The organism is Dyella sp. EPa41, from assembly GCF_016586165.1.
GTDB lineage: Bacteria > Pseudomonadota > Gammaproteobacteria > Xanthomonadales > Rhodanobacteraceae > Dyella.
Window position 1 is genome coordinate 40,371 of the sequence record NZ_BCPR01000027.1, and the last position, 16,834, is coordinate 57,204.

Annotated in this window: 17 protein-coding genes; 1 reads left to right on the forward strand and 16 read right to left on the reverse strand. The window is 65.8% G+C overall.

The window, feature by feature from the left end:
• Positions 1 to 44 precede the first annotated feature (44 nt).
• The 6 genes from JMF82_RS10725 to JMF82_RS10750 all read right to left on the reverse strand — a co-directional run bounded on the left by JMF82_RS10725 (position 45) and on the right by JMF82_RS10750 (position 6,333).
• Positions 45 to 590, reverse strand: a complete 546-nt coding sequence (locus JMF82_RS10725) for a hypoxanthine-guanine phosphoribosyltransferase (protein ID WP_201314514.1) — start codon at positions 588 to 590, stop codon at positions 45 to 47.
• Positions 587 to 1,609 (reverse strand): beta-N-acetylhexosaminidase, encoded by a 1,023-nt coding sequence (gene nagZ, locus JMF82_RS10730; protein ID WP_201314515.1) that lies wholly within the window; start codon positions 1,607 to 1,609, stop codon positions 587 to 589. Before nagZ ends, JMF82_RS10725 begins: the two co-directional genes overlap by 4 nt.
• Entirely contained in the window at positions 1,603 to 2,130 is a 528-nt protein-coding gene (locus JMF82_RS10735) for a CYTH domain-containing protein (RefSeq protein WP_201314516.1), read from the reverse strand. The genes nagZ and JMF82_RS10735 overlap by 7 nt, the downstream gene beginning before the upstream one ends.
• Positions 2,131 to 2,221: 91 nt before the next feature.
• Positions 2,222 to 3,535, reverse strand: coding sequence for a 23S rRNA (uracil(1939)-C(5))-methyltransferase RlmD (gene rlmD, locus JMF82_RS10740; RefSeq protein ID WP_201314517.1), 1,314 nt, complete (start codon positions 3,533 to 3,535; stop codon positions 2,222 to 2,224).
• A gap of 81 nt (positions 3,536 to 3,616) precedes the next feature.
• Positions 3,617 to 4,219: a YdbL family protein gene (locus tag JMF82_RS10745; RefSeq protein ID WP_201314518.1), complete on the reverse strand. Its 603-nt coding sequence runs from the start codon at positions 4,217 to 4,219 to the stop codon at positions 3,617 to 3,619.
• 92 nt (positions 4,220 to 4,311) lie between these two features.
• Positions 4,312 to 6,333, reverse strand: coding sequence for a hypothetical protein (locus JMF82_RS10750; RefSeq protein WP_201314519.1), 2,022 nt, complete (start codon positions 6,331 to 6,333; stop codon positions 4,312 to 4,314).
• A 44-nt stretch (positions 6,334 to 6,377) separates the two neighbouring features.
• Between JMF82_RS10750 and JMF82_RS10755 the strand changes: the two genes are divergently transcribed.
• Positions 6,378 to 7,130: a response regulator gene (locus JMF82_RS10755; RefSeq protein ID WP_201314520.1), complete on the forward strand. Its 753-nt coding sequence runs from the start codon at positions 6,378 to 6,380 to the stop codon at positions 7,128 to 7,130.
• An 18-nt stretch (positions 7,131 to 7,148) separates the two neighbouring features.
• On the opposite strand, the gene recO is transcribed toward JMF82_RS10755, so the two are convergent.
• The 10 genes from recO to JMF82_RS10805 all read right to left on the reverse strand — a co-directional run.
• A complete protein-coding gene (gene recO / locus JMF82_RS10760; protein WP_201314521.1) occupies positions 7,149 to 7,859 on the reverse strand; it encodes a DNA repair protein RecO in 711 nt (236 codons plus the stop codon).
• Between the two features lie 44 nt (positions 7,860 to 7,903).
• Positions 7,904 to 8,845: a GTPase Era gene (gene era / locus JMF82_RS10765; RefSeq protein WP_201314522.1), complete on the reverse strand. Its 942-nt coding sequence runs from the start codon at positions 8,843 to 8,845 to the stop codon at positions 7,904 to 7,906.
• Positions 8,846 to 8,990: 145 nt separating this feature from the next.
• Positions 8,991 to 9,647, reverse strand: coding sequence for a ribonuclease III (gene rnc / locus JMF82_RS10770; RefSeq protein ID WP_201314523.1), 657 nt, complete (start codon positions 9,645 to 9,647; stop codon positions 8,991 to 8,993).
• Positions 9,648 to 9,662: 15 nt separating this feature from the next.
• Complete coding sequence (locus JMF82_RS10775) at positions 9,663 to 10,043, reverse strand: DUF4845 domain-containing protein (protein ID WP_201314524.1); 381 nt, start codon at positions 10,041 to 10,043, stop codon at positions 9,663 to 9,665.
• A gap of 136 nt (positions 10,044 to 10,179) precedes the next feature.
• Entirely contained in the window at positions 10,180 to 11,082 is a 903-nt protein-coding gene (gene lepB, locus JMF82_RS10780; RefSeq protein WP_201314525.1) for a signal peptidase I, read from the reverse strand.
• Between the two features lie 46 nt (positions 11,083 to 11,128).
• Positions 11,129 to 12,919, reverse strand: coding sequence for a translation elongation factor 4 (lepA, locus tag JMF82_RS10785; RefSeq protein WP_201314526.1), 1,791 nt, complete (start codon positions 12,917 to 12,919; stop codon positions 11,129 to 11,131).
• Positions 12,920 to 13,189: 270 nt separating this feature from the next.
• Positions 13,190 to 14,692, reverse strand: a complete 1,503-nt coding sequence (locus JMF82_RS10790) for a DegQ family serine endoprotease (protein ID WP_201314527.1) — start codon at positions 14,690 to 14,692, stop codon at positions 13,190 to 13,192.
• A 108-nt stretch (positions 14,693 to 14,800) separates the two neighbouring features.
• A complete protein-coding gene (locus JMF82_RS10795; protein ID WP_201314528.1) occupies positions 14,801 to 15,454 on the reverse strand; it encodes a sigma-E factor negative regulatory protein in 654 nt (217 codons plus the stop codon).
• A complete protein-coding gene (gene rpoE, locus JMF82_RS10800) occupies positions 15,451 to 16,047 on the reverse strand; it encodes an RNA polymerase sigma factor RpoE (protein WP_201314529.1) in 597 nt (198 codons plus the stop codon). The genes JMF82_RS10795 and rpoE overlap by 4 nt, the downstream gene beginning before the upstream one ends.
• 270 nt (positions 16,048 to 16,317) lie before the next feature.
• Positions 16,318 to 16,834: EAL domain-containing protein (locus JMF82_RS10805; protein WP_201314530.1), on the reverse strand; the 517-nt coding region annotated here is incomplete at its 5' end.

The following is a 16,834-nucleotide window of genomic DNA, read 5'->3' on the forward strand; positions in this document are numbered from 1 at the left end:
GTCCACTCCTCGCGGTGTGGCCGGCACGGCCGGCCAGGGCTGGCTCACTTCAGCGCGTAGATACCCGGCAGGTTGCGACCCTGCTCGTAGTAGTCCATGCCAAACCCGAACACGTAGCGATCCGGCAGCTCGACGCCGTTGAAGTCCGACGCGATGCCGTCGACCAGGCGATCGTGCTGCTTGGTGCAGAGGCTGACCACCAGCACGCGGCGTGCGCCACGGCGCAGGCAGTCGTCACGCACGGCCTTCAGCGTATGGCCTTCATCGAGGATGTCGTCCACCAGCAGCACGGTGCGGCCGGCCAGATCCACCGCCGGCTCGCGCAACCAGTGCAGTTCGCTGCCCGAGGTGGCGCCGCGGTAGCGGGTGGCGTGGACGTAATCGAATTCCACGTCGGTGCGGATCGCGAGCGCCAGGTGGCCCGCGAAGATCAGTGCGCCATTCATCACCGTGAGGAACACGGCGCGTTCGCCATCGAGCTCGGCGTCAATCCGCCGCCCCATGTCCGCGATGACCGATTCCAGGTCCGCGCGATCGAACAGCAGGTCGGCGTCAGCGAGGGCTGCCGCCAGTGAGGGGGTGGTGGTCATGCGGCAGATGATCCTTCCACGGCGTTGAGCGCCGTGACGCGCGCGATGAAACGGTCGCGCTGTGGGTTGTCGAGAAGTCCTTCCCAGGTGGAAGCGACGGCGCCCCGCAGGGCGGCCAAACGTTCCGGCGCGGTGGCCGCGCGGCCCTGCACGGCCGCAATGGCGTCTTCCACCACGTTGGGGAAACAGGCGAGGACCAGGTCGCAGCCGGCGTCGAGGTGAGCGTGCACGCGCTCGGCCGCGCCACCGGCGGCGCCCGCTGCCGCCATGCTGATGTCGTCGCTGATGACCGCGCCGTTGAACCCCAGTTCGCCGCGCAGGATCTCCCCGATCCAGCGCCGCGAGAAGCCGGCAGGCAGGGCGTCGACCTCGGGATAAATCACATGCGCCACCATCACCGCTTCCGCATGCGCGGCGATGCCCTCGACGAACGGCACCAGGTCGTCACGGCGGATCTCGTCCAGCGGGCGCGGATCGATGGCGGTCGCCTTGTGCGTGTCGACCGCGACCGAACCATGGCCGGGGAAATGCTTGAGCACGGTGGCCATGCCACCGAGATGCATGCCGCGCACGTAAGCCTGCGCCAGCTCGGCCGCAATGGCCGGATCGGCATGGAAGGCGCGCGGGCCGATCGCCGCGTTTCCGCGCGCAAGATCGACCACGGGCGCGAAACTGAAGTCCACGCCGCTCGCGCGCAACTCGCTGGACATCACCCAGGCATGCTCTTCGGCCAGCCGGATGGCGTTCTCCGGATCGCGCGCGTACTCGGCACCGATCGTCGACAGCGGCGGCAACCGCGTGAAACCCTCGCGGAATCGCTGCACCGGGCCACCTTCCTGGTCGACGGCGATGAGCATGTCGTCACCGCCGACGTCGCGAATCGCATCGACCAATGCCATCAGCTGGTCGCGCGACTGGAAATTGCGCGCGAACAAGATCACTCCCGACACGCCCGGCGCGGTGAGCCATGCATGTTCCGCCGGCGCCAAGGTGGCGCCGGCCAGGCCGATCATCAGCATGCGCTGGTTTCTCCTGCGGCCTGTCGCTCCTCCTGGCTCCACTGGCCATAGGGGTGAGCGATCAGGTTGACGTTGTAGTAACGCACGAGATGGCTCACCTCGCGACCCAGCCAGGCGGGACGCGGAAAAGCGGCATCCTGCGAGGGAAGCTCCACCTCGGCCACCACCAGCCCGGCGTTGTCGCCAAAGAATTCATCCACTTCGAATAGCACGCCGTCGACGACGACGTGATGACGGATCTTCTCCAGCACGCCGTCGCACAAGGTGGCCAGCATCTGCTCGGCGTCGGCCAGGGGAATCGGGTACTCGTACTCCGCGCGCTCGATGCCCAACTGGGCCGACTTGATGTTCAGCCACGCGCGTTCGCCGATTCGGCGCACGCGCACCGAAGCCAGCGCCGTGCCGTCGCGCAGCGCCTGCGCGCCAACCAGGTAACCCTGGGCGATGCGCTCGCTGTGCGAAGCCGCGTCGCGCCAATCGTCACTGTTGAGGAGGAATTTGCGTTCGATCTCAATACCCACGGCAGCTCCCAATGAGGGCATGACTGTTTGCGAAGAGCGCGGCCACGGACGGCGGCTTGCTGATCTTCGCATTCATGGATGGATGCACATATCAACGTTCGAACAATGCGATCGATTCGACGTGGGCGGTATGCGGGAACATATCCATCACGCCGGCCGCGCTCAAGCGGAAGCCATGCTTCTGCACCAGGATGCCCGCATCACGCGCCAGCGAGCCCGGATGGCACGACACGTAGACGATACGCCTGGTTTCCTTGTGCGGCAGGTATTCGAGCACCTTGTCGGCACCGGCGCGCGGCGGATCGAGCAGCAGCTTGTCCCAGGGCTGGCGGGCCCAGTGCGCCTGCCGCTGGTCCTCGAACAGGTTGGCCACCTCGAAGCGGGCATGCGTGATGCCGTTGCGCGCCGCGTTCTCGGCGGCGCGCTCGACCAGGCCGTGCTCGCCTTCCACACCCACCACCTCGGCCACCCGTCGCGCGATCGGCAAGGTGAAGTTGCCCAGGCCGCAGAACAGATCCAGCACGCGATCGCCCGGTTGCGGATCAAGCAGTTCCATGGCGCGGGCCATCATGCGCTGGTTCATGCCGGCATTGACCTGCACGAAGTCCAGCGGGCGGAACTCCAGCTCCACATCGTCGAACGCGGCATCGCCGCTGGGAATGCGGAAGGCCAGGCGCGGATGCTCCAGCCACAGCGGATGCACGCTGGTCACGCCGCCGGGCTGCAGGTAGATGGCAAAGCCGTGCTCCTTGCCGAACGCGATCAAGGCCTCGCGATCGCGTTCGCTCAGTGGCGACATATGGCGGAACACCAGCGCCACCACGTCATCGCCCGCGGCAAATTCGATCTGCGGGATGTCGTTCGCCGCGTCCATGCCGCTGACCAGCTCGGCCAGCAGGCCGATCTTGGGGCCGATGGCCGGGTGCACCACCTCGCACTGGCTGATGTCGGCAACGAAGCGCGGATTGCTCTCCTCGCGGAAACCGACCAGCACCCGCCCCTTCTTCGCCACCGAGCGCACCGACAAGCGCCCCTTGCGGCGGTAAGCCCAGGGCTCGTCGGTGAGCGGCGGCAGCCACAAGGCCGGCTCCACCTTGCCGATGCGCTCGAAGTTGTCCTTCAGCACGCGCTGCTTCACTTCGATCTGCGATGCGGCATCCAGGTGCTGCAGCGAGCAGCCGCCGCACTGGCCGAAATGGCGGCAACGCGGCTCCACGCGATGCGGCGAGCGCGTGAGCAGTTCCACCACTTCCGCCTCGTCGTAGTGGCGATGGCGCTTGCGGATGCGCAGCTTCACCTCCTCGCCCAGCAGCGCCCCGCTGACGAACACGGCCTTGCCGTCGATGCGGGCGACACCCTTGCCGTCATGGCTGAGGTCGGTGATGGTGGCTTGAAGTTCATTCATGGATACGGCGTCTTCCAGAAACGCGCACGCCCGAGTCGGGTGACCCGGGCGCGGTAGTCGGGCAAAGGATGGGCGAACAGCTTACTTCTGCTTCCAGGCGCCCGAAGAGTCCTGATAATACCAGCCCGCGCGGGCCCGCTCGATCCAGCCCTTGGCGAAGGTGGCGCGGATCTGCGGTTCCCACTCCGGATGGTTGTTGGCATTGGCCACTTCGCGATAGAGCGCGGTGCGGTCGCGATTCTCGTCGGCCACCGCGGCATTCACGCCGGCACGCTGGTCCAGCGGCACCTTGGCGGCGTCGCGAACGGCCACCAGGCCGTCCCGGGTGAAGCCGATGGCGCCGCTGTCGAACAGTGGCGCGAGCGTGCCGCGGAAGCGCTCCTGCATGCGGCCCTGGATCGCCTCGGTGGTGGCCGTCTGGATGCGAATATTGGGGGCATCCGCCGCGTAGGCCGCGGGGATCAGCAAGTCGAGCAGCATGGCGGACGGCTGGTTGTCCTTCTTCGAAGGCGGGGACGGCTGCTTGTCCTTCGAAGCGGGTGCCGGCGCGCTGTCGATCACCGTGCCGATGAACTGGTCGGCCGCCTTCTGTGCCGCCGCCTCGGGGAAATACACGTTGATGGTGACGCACCCCACCAGCGCGACCACCAGCATGGTCAGCAATCCATAAACGAGCTTGCGCATGTTCGACTCCTTGGGGTGTGGGGATGCTTGGGGCCTGTAAACGCCATGAACGTGGCTCCCGACGCAAGCCACATCCATAGCCTCAACAGGCGTCAGTGGACTTCCGGTCCGTTGCCTTCGATGGCGCCCTTGAGGCGGCGTACCAGGGTGGGCCAGTCCACCTGGCTCTGGTGCCCGATCACCTGCAGGCGAGGCAAGCCACTGCCTTCGACGATAGTGTAGCCGTCCGCCTCGTTCTCCAGGCCGCTCATGTGGCACACGGAAGCCTGCAACGTGCAGTTCAATCCGATGCGCTTGTAGCCAAAGGTCTTGAAGAGCTTCAACACCGCGCCCTGCAGGCCCGCGGCCATGCCGCCACCGCCGACCGCCGTGAGGTTGTTCACCGCGCGCTGGCTGATGCGCCCGCCACTGCCGGCAAGCAGGCTGGCCTTGAAGGCCACCGGGTTCCAGTTCACCAGCCGCAGCTCATCGACCGAACCGTCCATGCGCCCCGTGATGCTGCCGAAGTCGAACACGCTGGTCATCGCCGCGAGATCCAGCTGCCTCAGCTGCACGTCGGCCGACAGGACCGGGCTGGGACTGAACGGCCCCTGCAGCGTCAGGCGCGTGATGTCGACGAATCCGTCGAAGACATTCACGGAAAGTCCGCCGTCAAATTCGAAACGATCATCCACCCAGCGCAACGCGGGAATCGCACCCGCCAGTGTTCCCTGGAATTCCGGCCAGCCGACGGCCCGGGAGAACGCCGCCATGTCGATGCCGGTGAAAGTCATCGAGGTCGCCAGGCGGCGCCCCTTGACCGCCGCGGGGCGCCACTCGAAGTCGCCGACACGGGCATGCCCATTGAGCACGGGCACCTCCAGCGGACGCTGCAGGCCCAGGGCGCCATCGCGACTCTGCCAGCGCGACTGCGATGCGCCGTTGGCGATGCGATAGACCTGAAGATCCTGCCAGGCCAGCGTGGTTGCGGGGCGATCGCCATCCAGGGCCCAGTCCAATCCGCCACGCAGCCCCTTGACGGCGAGATGACCGGTGCCGTCGGCGATATCCATGCCCTCGGTCGCGAACGAGAAACTGCGCAGGCCATTGCTGCCCAGGTCCATCGAGCCATTGAGCTGGCCATCGATGTGCATGTCGCGCATGCCCAGCGTGGCGAGCCAGGCTTGGCCGTAGCGCTGGTAGGCGGCGGGGAAATGGGACTGGAGGCGATCGAGCTTCAATCGCTGCAGGTCGCCCTTGGCATTGAAGGCCATCGTGCCTTCCAGTTGCAGCGCGTCGGCATCCGCCACGCGCAGGCGCGTGAGGTCGATCGCGCCATGCTGGGTCGCCGCCGACAGGCTCAGCTGCACGGAATGATCAGGGAGGCGGGCGAAGATCGGACCCAGCAGCAACTCGCCGCCGCGCAGGCTGGCATCCAGATCGATGCGCGACGGCGCATCCGTGCTGTCGATGTTCAACCGTCCATTGCCGTTGACGCCCTGCCCGGCCAATGTTCCGCTCGGCGTATCGAAGCCGGCGCCGCTCAGCGCGAACTGGCCCGAGGCCTGGATGCCCTTGTCGGCCATGTCCAAAGCGATATCCGCATCCAGCTTGCCGGCCGTGGCCCGTCCGGACGAGACCGTGCTCAACACGCCCTGCAGCCAGACCACCGGTACGCCCTTGAGACTGATCTGCGCGTGGGTGGGCTGGTCCAGCGGCAACGCGGTCGTGGCCTGGGCCTGTCCCTGGCTGATATTGATCTCCAGCGTATTGGCGGCTTCGTCGATGATCATGCCGACACTGGCATTGCCCAGCGCCCCGCCCGGCACGCCGGCCAGTTGCATGGTCCCGTCAAACAGCCAGCGCATGTGGGTATCGCGCTGCAAGGTCCCCTGGAGATCCACGCCCACCCGCTTCCAGCCCATGGCCGGGAGTTCGGTCCTGGCGGAGCGCAAGCTGAGCTTCAGCCCGCCCTGGCCGTCCTCGCCCAGCTGGGCCTGGATATCCTGCATCTTCAGGCCCGGCACGCTGACCGCCTTGGCGCCCAGCGCGACATCCGCCCACGCGGACGGCGCCAGTCCGGCCCCAAGCAGGACCACGAGAATGAGCAGCAGGTGACTTGATGTGAAGCGCATGACGCGCCATTCTGCCAAAATCAGCTGAACGACACGGACTAGTCATGTTCAACACGCTTTCCAGCGATCCTTCGCACGCCCGTCGTGCCCCGGAAACCGTCCGCGCCCTGGTGGCCGATGACGATCCCACCAGCCGCCTTTTTCTGGTCGAAGCCTTGCGCAGCCTTGGCCTGGAAGCGCAGGCCTGCCACGACGGCGCCGCCGCCATTGCCCTCGCCCACGACGAAGCCTTCGACTTGCTGTTGCTCGACTGCCGCATGCCCGGCGCAGGGGCGGAAGAAGTGCTTGCAACCCTGCGGCAGGACCCCAGGGCCCGCTCCAGCGATTGCACGGCCGTGGCGACCAGCGCCGAGATGGACGCCACCGAACGCCAGCGCCTGCTGTCTGCCGAGTTCAGCGAGGTGCTGCAGAAGCCCTGCAACGTCGCCGACCTCAGGCGCATCCTGGCCCTGGTGCAGGCGGGCGCAACCAGTCAGCCGCTGCTGGACGACGCCCAGGCCATCGCCACGATGGGTGACGCCGACGTGGTGAAGGCCATGCGCACCCTGCTCCGCGCCGAACTGGTGGGGCTCTACCAGGACATGGACGTGCTGCGCGATGACCCCGCATCACTGGCCGAGCGGCTGCACCGCCTGCGCTCATCCTGCGGATTCTGCGGCGCATCGGCACTCGCCACCCAGGCCGTGCTGCTGCAACGTCACCTGAAACTGGGGCACTCCGGCTCGCTTGCGCCGCTGTCTCGCTTCCGCAAGGCGCTGATGGCAACCATCGAGGCGCTGGGAACGGAAGTGGCCTGACGCCGACGGCCGACGATCTCAGCGCCGCGACATCGCGGCGCCGAGCACGTGCCAGGCATGCAGTTCAGCGCCGCCCAGATGGAAGCGGATGACCTCGCGCATCATCACGCGCAATGCCGACTGCCCTGCCGTATCCGGCATGCGGTCCTCGGCCAACGCCAGCAGGTCGCCGCCACGCAGGGCATGCGCCGTTCCGGATCGGCAGGGGGAAGGCCCCATTTCGGCGTGATAGCGATAGAGCTGCGCCTCCTCCACCGGTTCGCCCGACTCGGCCTCATAGGTCAGCTGAAGCGCATAACCCACTGCCTCCAGCAGGTCGCGCTCGAAGCGGCGCAACGTCCAGGCCAAGGGCTCTGCCCCGGCCAGCCGGCGCAGCGTGCGGGCATACGCCTCGTACAGTTCCGGCAGGGGGTCCTGTCGCCCGGTCAAGCGGACGACGAGTTCATTGAGATAGAGCCCCGCCAGCCCGGCCTCGCCCGACAGGCGCCGGGCTGCGCCGACACCCTCGACACCGACGAGGGTGGCCAGTTCGCCCCTGGCCATGAGGTCCAGCACGAGCGGTTGAAAGGGTTCCAGCTGTGCGCGTTGCAGCCGCGACTTCTCGCCCCGCACGCCACGCGCCACGACCCCGATGCGCCCGTGATCGCGCGTCAGGCATTCGAGCAACAGCGAGGTCTCGCGATAGGGCCGCGAGTGCAGTACATAGGCGGGCTGTTGCTCGATGCGCATCAGGCGGTCGATGGCAAGCGAAGGAGATGACGGCCCGGCGCCATTCAGTCGGTGTAGCCGAACTTCTTCAGCATGGTTTCGTCGTCGACCCAGCCTTCGCGCACCTTCACCCACAAGCGCAGGAACACCTTGCGCTCGAAGGCACGCTCCATGTGGCGACGCGCTCCGCTGCCGATGGCCTTGAGCTGGGCGCCGCCGTTGCCGATCACGATCGCCTTCTGTCCGTCGCGTTCGACCCAGATCACGGCGTGGATTTCAGCCACGCCGTCCGGACGATCCTTGAACTGCTCGATCTCCACCGTGGTGGCGTAGGGCAGCTCCTGGTCCAGGCGCAGCATCAGTTGCTCGCGCACCATCTCGGCCGCCAGGAAGCGCTCGCTGCGATCGGTGATCTCGTCTTCGCCGTAGACCGGAGGTTGTACCGGCAGGCGCTTGAGGATGCCCTGCTCCAGCTCCTTCAGGCCCTTCTCCTTGAGCGCACTGACGTAGTAGACATCATCGAAGCTGTGGCGCGTCATCAGCTCGGCCACGAACGGCAGCATGGTCGATTTCTCCTTGGCGAGGTCGACCTTGTTGATGACCAGCAGGCGCGGCACCTTCTGCTCCACCAGCGCTTCGTACAGCGCCTCGTCCTCATCGGTCCAGCGGCCCGCCTCGATCACCTGCACGACCACGTCGACTTCACTGATCGCCGAGCGCGCGGCGCGATTGAGGCTGCGGTTCATCGCACGCTTGGCGCCCCGGTGCAGTCCCGGCGTGTCCACGTACATGATCTGGCCGGCTTCGCTGGTGGCGATGCCGAGGATGCGATGGCGCGTGGTCTGCGGCCGCGGGCTCACGATCGACAGGCGGAAACCGATCAGGGCGTTGAGCAGGGTCGACTTGCCGACATTGGGGCGCCCGGCCAATGCCACCGTGCCACAGCGGAAATCGTCGTGGGGCAATTCGGCGGGCGCGCCGAGGTCGAGATCGTCGTTGTCGTTCATGCTCAAAGCCTGTATCGGGTGTGCAGCGGCCAGCCGGCCTGAACCGGCGTGCCCGCGCGGGGAAACGAGGGGAAGTGTATGTCGTCGGCGGCGAAAGCGGTGTAATGCCTTCAGACGCCCTGGCCGGATCAAGCCCGGGCCGGTATCAGTCCTGCCGCTCCTGCAGGTGGCGCAGCACGGTTTCCGCGGCCTCCTGTTCGGCGGCACGGCGGCTGCTGCCCCGCCCTTCGGCTCGGATCGGGGTGGGTTCGGCGATCTCGCAGGTCACGTCGAAGGTCTTGGCGTGATCCTCGCCATGGCTGTCCACCAGTTCGTACTGGGGCAGCGGCCAGCCCTTGCCCTGCAGAAGTTCCTGCAGGCGCGTCTTGGCATCCTTGGAGGATCGTGGAATGGCGGCCACCAGTGGTTCGAACAGGGCCCGTACCACCGCGCGGCATGCGTCGAAGCCGGCATCGAGATAGACCGCCGCCACCAGGGCCTCGAAGGCATCGGCGAGAATGGAATCGCGACGAAAGCCACCGCTCTTGAGCTCGCCCGAGCCCAGCTTCAGCTCATCGCCCAGCTCCAGCTCGCGCGCAATGACGGCCAGCGCCTGCCCGTTGACCAACTGTGCACGCAGGCGCGAAAGCTCGCCTTCGCTGGCATGAGGATGCGCTTCGTACAGCAACTCGGCGACGACCACGCCCAGCAGGGCATCGCCGAGGAATTCCATCCGCTCGTTGTTCGGCTTGCCCGCGCTGCGGTGGGTCAGCGCCAACTGCGCCAGCGCGGGGTCACGAAAACGGTAAGCGAGTCGGGTCAAATGACGGGCCTGCGATCAGCCACCGACGTTACCCTGCAGCATCACGCTCTTTTCGAAATGCAGCAGGAAGTCGATGTTGTACAAGAAGGCAACGCGCTTGTCGTAGGAGACGTTCAGCTCCGCGCCATTGCCGCTACGTTTGATGGTGATGTCCTTGGGCTTGATGGTGGAATCGTCCACGTACTGGACGTCCATCTTGAACAGGAGATCGCGGCGCAGGTCATCCAGCGTCTTGCCTTCCGCACCGCTGGAAGCCACCTGGCTCATGGCCTTGCTGACGCCCAGGAACTCAATATAGGAGGGCACCAGTTTCATCGCCATGTAGCCGAAAAAAGCCGCGATGGCCAATACAAACAAGAACCCGATCAGGGTGATGCCCGACTGCTTCGATTTCATAGTCCCCTCGCTATGCCCGTTCCGCTGCGAATTCTGGTTGATGGGCAGCCGAATCTCCCAACGCGGCGCCACGGCCATTGTCGCCGCAACAGGGCGCCGCCGTCACGCCGCCGCAGTCAACACACGTCACGCTTTTTCAGTGTATGACGGTGCCCATGCGGTGGAAGGCAATGCCCGAACCCGTCCAGCTCAGCCAGATCAGGAAAGCCTTGCCCGCCAGGTTCTGCTCCGGCAGGCAGCCCCACCAGCGGCTGTCGGTGCTGTTGTAGCGGTTGTCACCCATGGCCAGGTAGCAGCCTTGCGGCACGACCAGCGGCACATGGGCATTGGGCAGCGGCGGTGGAATGGCGTAGTTGGGCATGCGGGCGGTCAGGTGGTTGACCACGCCGCCCTGCCCGTTCGGCAGGTGCTCGTTCCACACGGTGGCACCCATTTCCAGCATGAGACGGGATTCCGGACGCTTCGGATCGCCTTCGTACGGCCCGACCAGATCAGCCGCCACCGGCTCGCCGTTGACGATCAGCTGGTCACCGCGCATCTCCACGCGGTCGCCAGGCATGCCGATGATGCGCTTGATCCAGTTCTGGCTGGGCACCGGCGCATGCGGATCGGCGCAGCTCTGGTCGCCGCTGCGCACCAGCCTGCCGCCGTCTTCGCACAGGTAGCCGGGGAAGCGGAACACCACCACGTCGCCGCGCTTGGGCTCACCCAGGCTCACGAACTTGTTGTTGAAGGCCGGCATGCGCAGGCCGTAGGCAAACTTGTTCACCAGGATGAAGTCGCCCACGTCCAGCGTCGGCATCATCGAGCCGGACGGGATGCGAAACGGCTCGGCCACGAACGAACGCAACAGCAGCACCACCAGCACCACGGGGAACAGCGAACGTGACCAGTCCACGACCACCGGCTCGCGTGCCTCGTGACCGGCGGCTTCGGCCTTGGCCTTGCGCGATCCGTAGAAGAACAGGCGGTCCAGGCCCCACACCACGCCGAACAGCACGGTCAGGCCAAGCAGAATCGCCGAAAAGTCGAAATCCATGCCCTACTCCAAGGTTGGCCGGCGCGTCGGCACCGGATCCGCAGTTTTATTTATCCACCTTCAATACGGCAAGGAAGGCTTCCTGTGGAATCTCCACGCGGCCCACCTGCTTCATGCGCTTCTTGCCTTCCTTCTGCTTCTCGAGGAGCTTCTTCTTGCGGCTGACGTCGCCGCCATAGCACTTGGCCAGCACGTTCTTTCGTAGTGCTTTCACCGTGGAACGGGCGACGATCTGGGCGCCGATCGCGGCCTGGATCGCTACGTCGAACTGCTGGCGCGGGATCAGGTCCTTCATGCGCTCGACCAGGTCGCGGCCGCGACGCTCGGCATGGATGCGGTGCACGATCAGGCTCAGCGCATCCACGCGATCGCCGTTGATCAGCACGTCCACGCGCACGAACGGACCGGCATCGAAGCGTTCGAAGTGGTAGTCCATCGAGGCGTAGCCGCGAGACACCGACTTCAGGCGATCGAAGAAATCCAGCACCACTTCGGCCAGCGGCATCTCGTAGGTGATCTGCACCTGCGTGGCGAGGTACTGGATGGAACGCTGCACGCCGCGCTTCTCTTCGCACAGCGTGATGATGTTGCCGATGTAGTCGGCCGGCGTAAGGATGTTGGCGACGATGATGGGCTCGCGAATCTCCGAAATCAGGTTCGCCGCCGGCAACTTGGCCGGGTTGTCCAGCATCATCACCGAGCCGTCGCTCTTCACCACCTCGTAGACCACCGTCGGGGCCGTGGTGATGAGGTCGAGGTCGTATTCGCGCTCCAGGCGCTCCTGCACGATTTCCATGTGCAGCATGCCAAGGAAGCCGCAGCGGAAACCGAAGCCCATGGCCTCGGAGCTCTCCGGCTCGAAGAACAGCGCCGCATCATTGAGGCGCAGCTTGTCGAGCGCTTCGCGCAGCGCCGGATAGTCGTCGGCCGACACCGGGAACAGGCCGGCGAACACGCGCGGCTGCATGGTCTGGAAGCCCGAGAGCGGCTTCTCGGCCGGCTTGCCGGCAAGGGTCAGCGTGTCGCCCACCGGGGCGCCATGCACGTCCTTGATCGACGCGGTGATCCAACCCACCTCGCCCGGCGCGAGCTTGTCGAGCTTCTTGCGCTTGGGCGTGAACACGCCCACTTCGCTCACTTCATGCGCGCGTCCGGTCGACATCACCAGCAGCTTGTCGCCCGGCTTGATTTCACCCTGCACCACGCGCACCAGCGAGACGACGCCGAGGTAGTTGTCGAACCACGAGTCGATGATCAGCGCCTGCAGGCGGTCGGTATCGCCCACCTTCGGCGGCGGAATGCGCGCCACGATGGCTTCGAGCACCTCGATCACGTTCTGGCCGGTCTTGGCGCTCACCGCCACGGCGTCATCGGCATCGATGCCGATAACCGCCTCGATCTCGCCCTTCACTTTCTCGGGATCGGCGGTCGGCAGGTCGATCTTGTTGAGCACCGGCACCACTTCCAGGCCCATCTCCACCGCCGTGTAGCAGTTGGCCACCGACTGGGCCTCTACGCCCTGGGCGGCATCCACCACCAGCAGCGCACCCTCGCAGGCGGCCAGCGAGCGGCTGACTTCATAGGAGAAGTCCACGTGACCCGGGGTGTCGATGAAGTTGAGCTGGTAGGTCTTGCCGTCGCGCGCCTTGTACGGCAGCGAGACGGACTGCGCCTTGATGGTGATGCCGCGCTCGCGCTCGATCGGATTGTTGTCGAGCACCTGCGCCTCCATCTCGCGCTCGGTCAAGCCGCCGCAGATCTGGATGATGCGGTCGGCCAAGGTCGACTTGCCGTGATCGATGTGGGCGATGATGGAGAAGTTTCGGATCAGTTCCATGGAACACGCTGGCTGCGTTCACTGCCCGGCGCGGCGCGTGGGCAGCGTATCGCCGGGATGGCGATACGAACCCGGCATTATCGCATGGAACGGTTGCGGGCCGGGGATATCGAGACCGTTGCACCCGTTCCGCGCCGACGAAGCCGCGAAACAGGTCTTCGAGGCCCATGAGACCGGCCTGGCGCCGGGACGACGATAGCCCAAGCCCACGTCATCCCGGCGCCCGGCAAGCCATGCCGCGACGCTGCCATACGCCGCGGCAGGCGACCCTCATTCGTCCTTGCCACCGGGCACGGTCAGGCCGATGAAGCCGCTCTGGTCGCCATGGCGGACCAGCAGCAGGACGGTGTCACCCGGCTTGGCGTCCTTGGTGGCGTCGCGGAATGCCGCGGCGCTGCCCACCTTCTTCTGGTTGACCATCAGGATCACGTCACCGGGCTGCAGGCCCGCGCGTGCCGCCACCGAGCCGGTGATATTGGAGATGACGACGCCCTCGCCCTGCTTCAGGCTCATCTGCTGGCGGGTTTCGCCGTCCAGATCCTGGACCGACAGGCCAAGCGCGGTGGCGCCGCCGCGCGCGGCCGGCTTCTCGGTGTCGCCGGAGGCCAGTACCGCATTCTTGTCGCGAGGCATTTCGCCGACCGTGACGCCGACATCCTGCTTCCTGCCGTCGCGCAGGATGGTCAGGGTGGACTTGGTCCCCGGCGGCGTCTGCCCCACCAGCGGCGGCAAGTCCACGCTCGAATTGATGCTCTGGCCGTTGTAGGCGGTAATCACGTCGCCCGGATGCAGGCCGGCCTTCTCCGCCGCGCTGCCCGGCGTCACCTGGGTGACCGCCGCGCCCGACGCGTTTTCAAGCTTCAACGCCTTCACCATGTCGTCGCTCACCGGCTGCACCATCACGCCGAGCTGGCCGCGCGACACATAGCCCTTTTCCTTGATCTGCTTGACCACGTTCATGGCCACGTCGATCGGGATGGAGAACGCCACGCCCTGGTAGCCACCGGTGTTGGAGTAGATCTGCGAATTGACGCCCACCACGCGACCTTGCAGGTCGAACAACGGACCGCCCGAGTTGCCGCGATTGATCGGCACGTCGGTCTGGATGAAAGAGGTGTACGGCTGGTCCTGGCTGCCCAGGTTGCGCCCCACCGCGCTGACGATGCCTTGCGTGACCGTATAGTCGAAGCCGAACGGCGAGCCGATCGCCAGCACCCACTGGCCCGGCTTCAACGAGCGCGAATCGCCCACCGTGACCGCCGGCAGGTTGCCCTTGGCGTCCACCTTCAGCAGGGCGATGTCGTACTGCGGATCGCTGCCCACCACCTTCGCGGTCAGCGTGCGGCGATCCTGCAGTCGCACCGTCACCGTATCGGCGCCATCCACCACATGCGTATTGGTCAGGATGTAACCGTCGTTGGAGAGGATGAACCCCGAGCCCAGCGACGTGTGCTGCTGATCTTCCGGCGAAGGCATCATCGGCATGCCGAAGAACCGGCGGAACATCTCCATCTGCGGATCGTCGTCATCGGGCGTATCCGGCATGCCGCCGCCGGGCATTCCGCCGCGTTGGGCCGTGCGGCCCTTGGTGGTCTTCTTGCCGTTGTACTTTGCTTCCACATGCACCACGGCCGGAGCGTTCTTCTGCACGATGCCCGTGAAATCCGGCAGGCTCGACAAGGCGGGGGCAGCGCTTTGGGCCTGCACGCCGCCGGCCAAAGCAAGACTCATCAGGACACCGCACGAAAGCGTGCGCAGGGCGAATCGGTTCATCTATTCCTCCGTGGTGTTTGCGCGCCCATCCGGCCAACCTGCTCGGCAGGCCGGGGGGCGTGGTATCTGGAAGGAGCAAGGCCGCGGCAGGCAACACACGGCCTCGCGTCATTGCGGGGTGGCTGCCGCCTGCACCGACGGCTGCTGCGCCTGGTCGGGATGGATCAACAGCAGGTAGCTGCCATCGCTACTGGCGGGGTAACGCGCCACGCGATACGGCGACAGGCTGTTACGCGAATACAGCAGCGTGCGGTTGTCGCCATCCAGCGTGGCGGATGCCTGCTGGCTGATGTGGTACGGCACTTCCGAGTAGACATTGAGCCCAGGCGGCGCGACCGCCGGCGCCCCGGTGCCGGTATTCGCCAGTGCGGCGCCATCGTGCATGGTCGACTTGGCCGGCGCCGATGCCATTTGCGGGGAGAGCGAATCCGGCTGGCCGGCAGGCTGCGCGACCATCAGTGCGGCCACGGCCACGCCTGCGGCAATGGCGCCACCCGCCGACCAGTGCAACCAGTGCCGGCGTGGCTTGCCGATCATCACGCCACGTTCCTGTTCGACGGCTTGCATGACACGGTTCGCGAAACCATCGCCGGCAAGCGGTGGCAACTGGCGGCGCAGGCCATCACGTGCCACGTGATAGCGCGACCACGCCTGCTGCAACGCCGCGTCGTGGTCGATGCGCCGCAGGAGGAAGCGCAACTCCTCCTTCGACAGCTCGCCATCCATGCCGGCAGACAGGTTTTCGCGTTGGTTGTCAGTCATGGTTTTTTGTCCTCGCGGTCGGACAGGAGCGGCCGCAGTTTCTCATCGATAGCTTCCCGCGCCCGAAAAATACGTGAACGTACCGTACCGATCGGACAGCCCATGGCTTCGGCGATTTCTTCGTAGCTCAAACCATCCACTTCACGGAGGGTAATCGCTGTCCGCAATTCCTCGGGCAGCGATTGGACAGTGGAAAATACGGTTTGTTCAATTTCCTGCCGCATGAGTTCACGCTCGGGGGTTGCGCTCTCCTGCATGCGGTCCGCCCCTGGCACGAATACGGCATCGTCGATCGCGATGTCATCGGCCGGCGGACGGCGGCCCATGGCCACCAGATGATTCTTGGCCGTGTTCACGGCAATCTTGTACAGCCAGGTATAGAAAGCACTTTCGCCACGGAACGAGCCGATGGCGCGCCAGGCGCGGATGAACGCTTCCTGTGCGATGTCCTCGCTCTCGCTCTGGTTTTTCACGTAGCGCGAAACCAGCCCGATGACCTTGTGCTGGTATTTGCGTACCAGCAGGTCAAAAGCCCGCTTGTCCCCTTGTTGGACGCGCTCGACCAGCGCACTGTCCAGTTCGTTTTCGCCCATCCGGGCCGTCTCCTTCGTCGATGCTGCCAAGCGCCTGGGATGCCCTGAGGATGGGAGCGAGTTGCTCAGACAAGCGCATCGCGTCCTAGTTCAGCATGTCGGCGTACGTTTACCAACCCCTTGCGGCGCCACCGGAAGGCGCCCCAAGGGGAACGCACGAGCGCCCTTGGGGCGTACCCGCAACCGTCCTTGCTTTCCAGAAAGGTCGCCGCCGGTCGCCCGGGCAACGGGTTCGCCTATGGATATGGGGACCTTGGCAATGCCTGCAAGTCAGGCGGCCGTGCCGCTGACCCCGGCCAGCAGGGACTGGCGCTCCTGCAGGAGCTTTTCGAAGGACGGTTGCGGCAGCGGCCGGCAGAACAGGAAGCCTTGCAATTCGTCGCACTGGTTGGCGCGGAGGAATTCCATGTGCTGCTCGGTTTCCACGCCCTCGGCCACCACGCCGCGCTTGAGGCGATGGGCCATCTCGATGGTCGCGCGCACGATGGCTTCGTCGTCCGGATCGACGCCGATGTTGCGAACGAAGCTCTGGTCGACCTTGATGCGATCGGCCGGCAGCTTGCGCAGGTAGTCGAGCGAGGCGGCACCGGTGCCGAAGTCGTCGATGGCGATACGGCAGCCGAGCCGATGCAGGCCTTGCAGGTTCTCCACGAGGTTCGGGGCTTCCTTGATGCTGATGCTCTCGGTGACTTCCATTTCCAGCAACCCGGCCTCGAGCCCGCTCTCGTCCAGGGCGGAGGCCACGACCTCGAGCAGGTTCGGCTGCATCAGCTGCACCGCCGAAAGG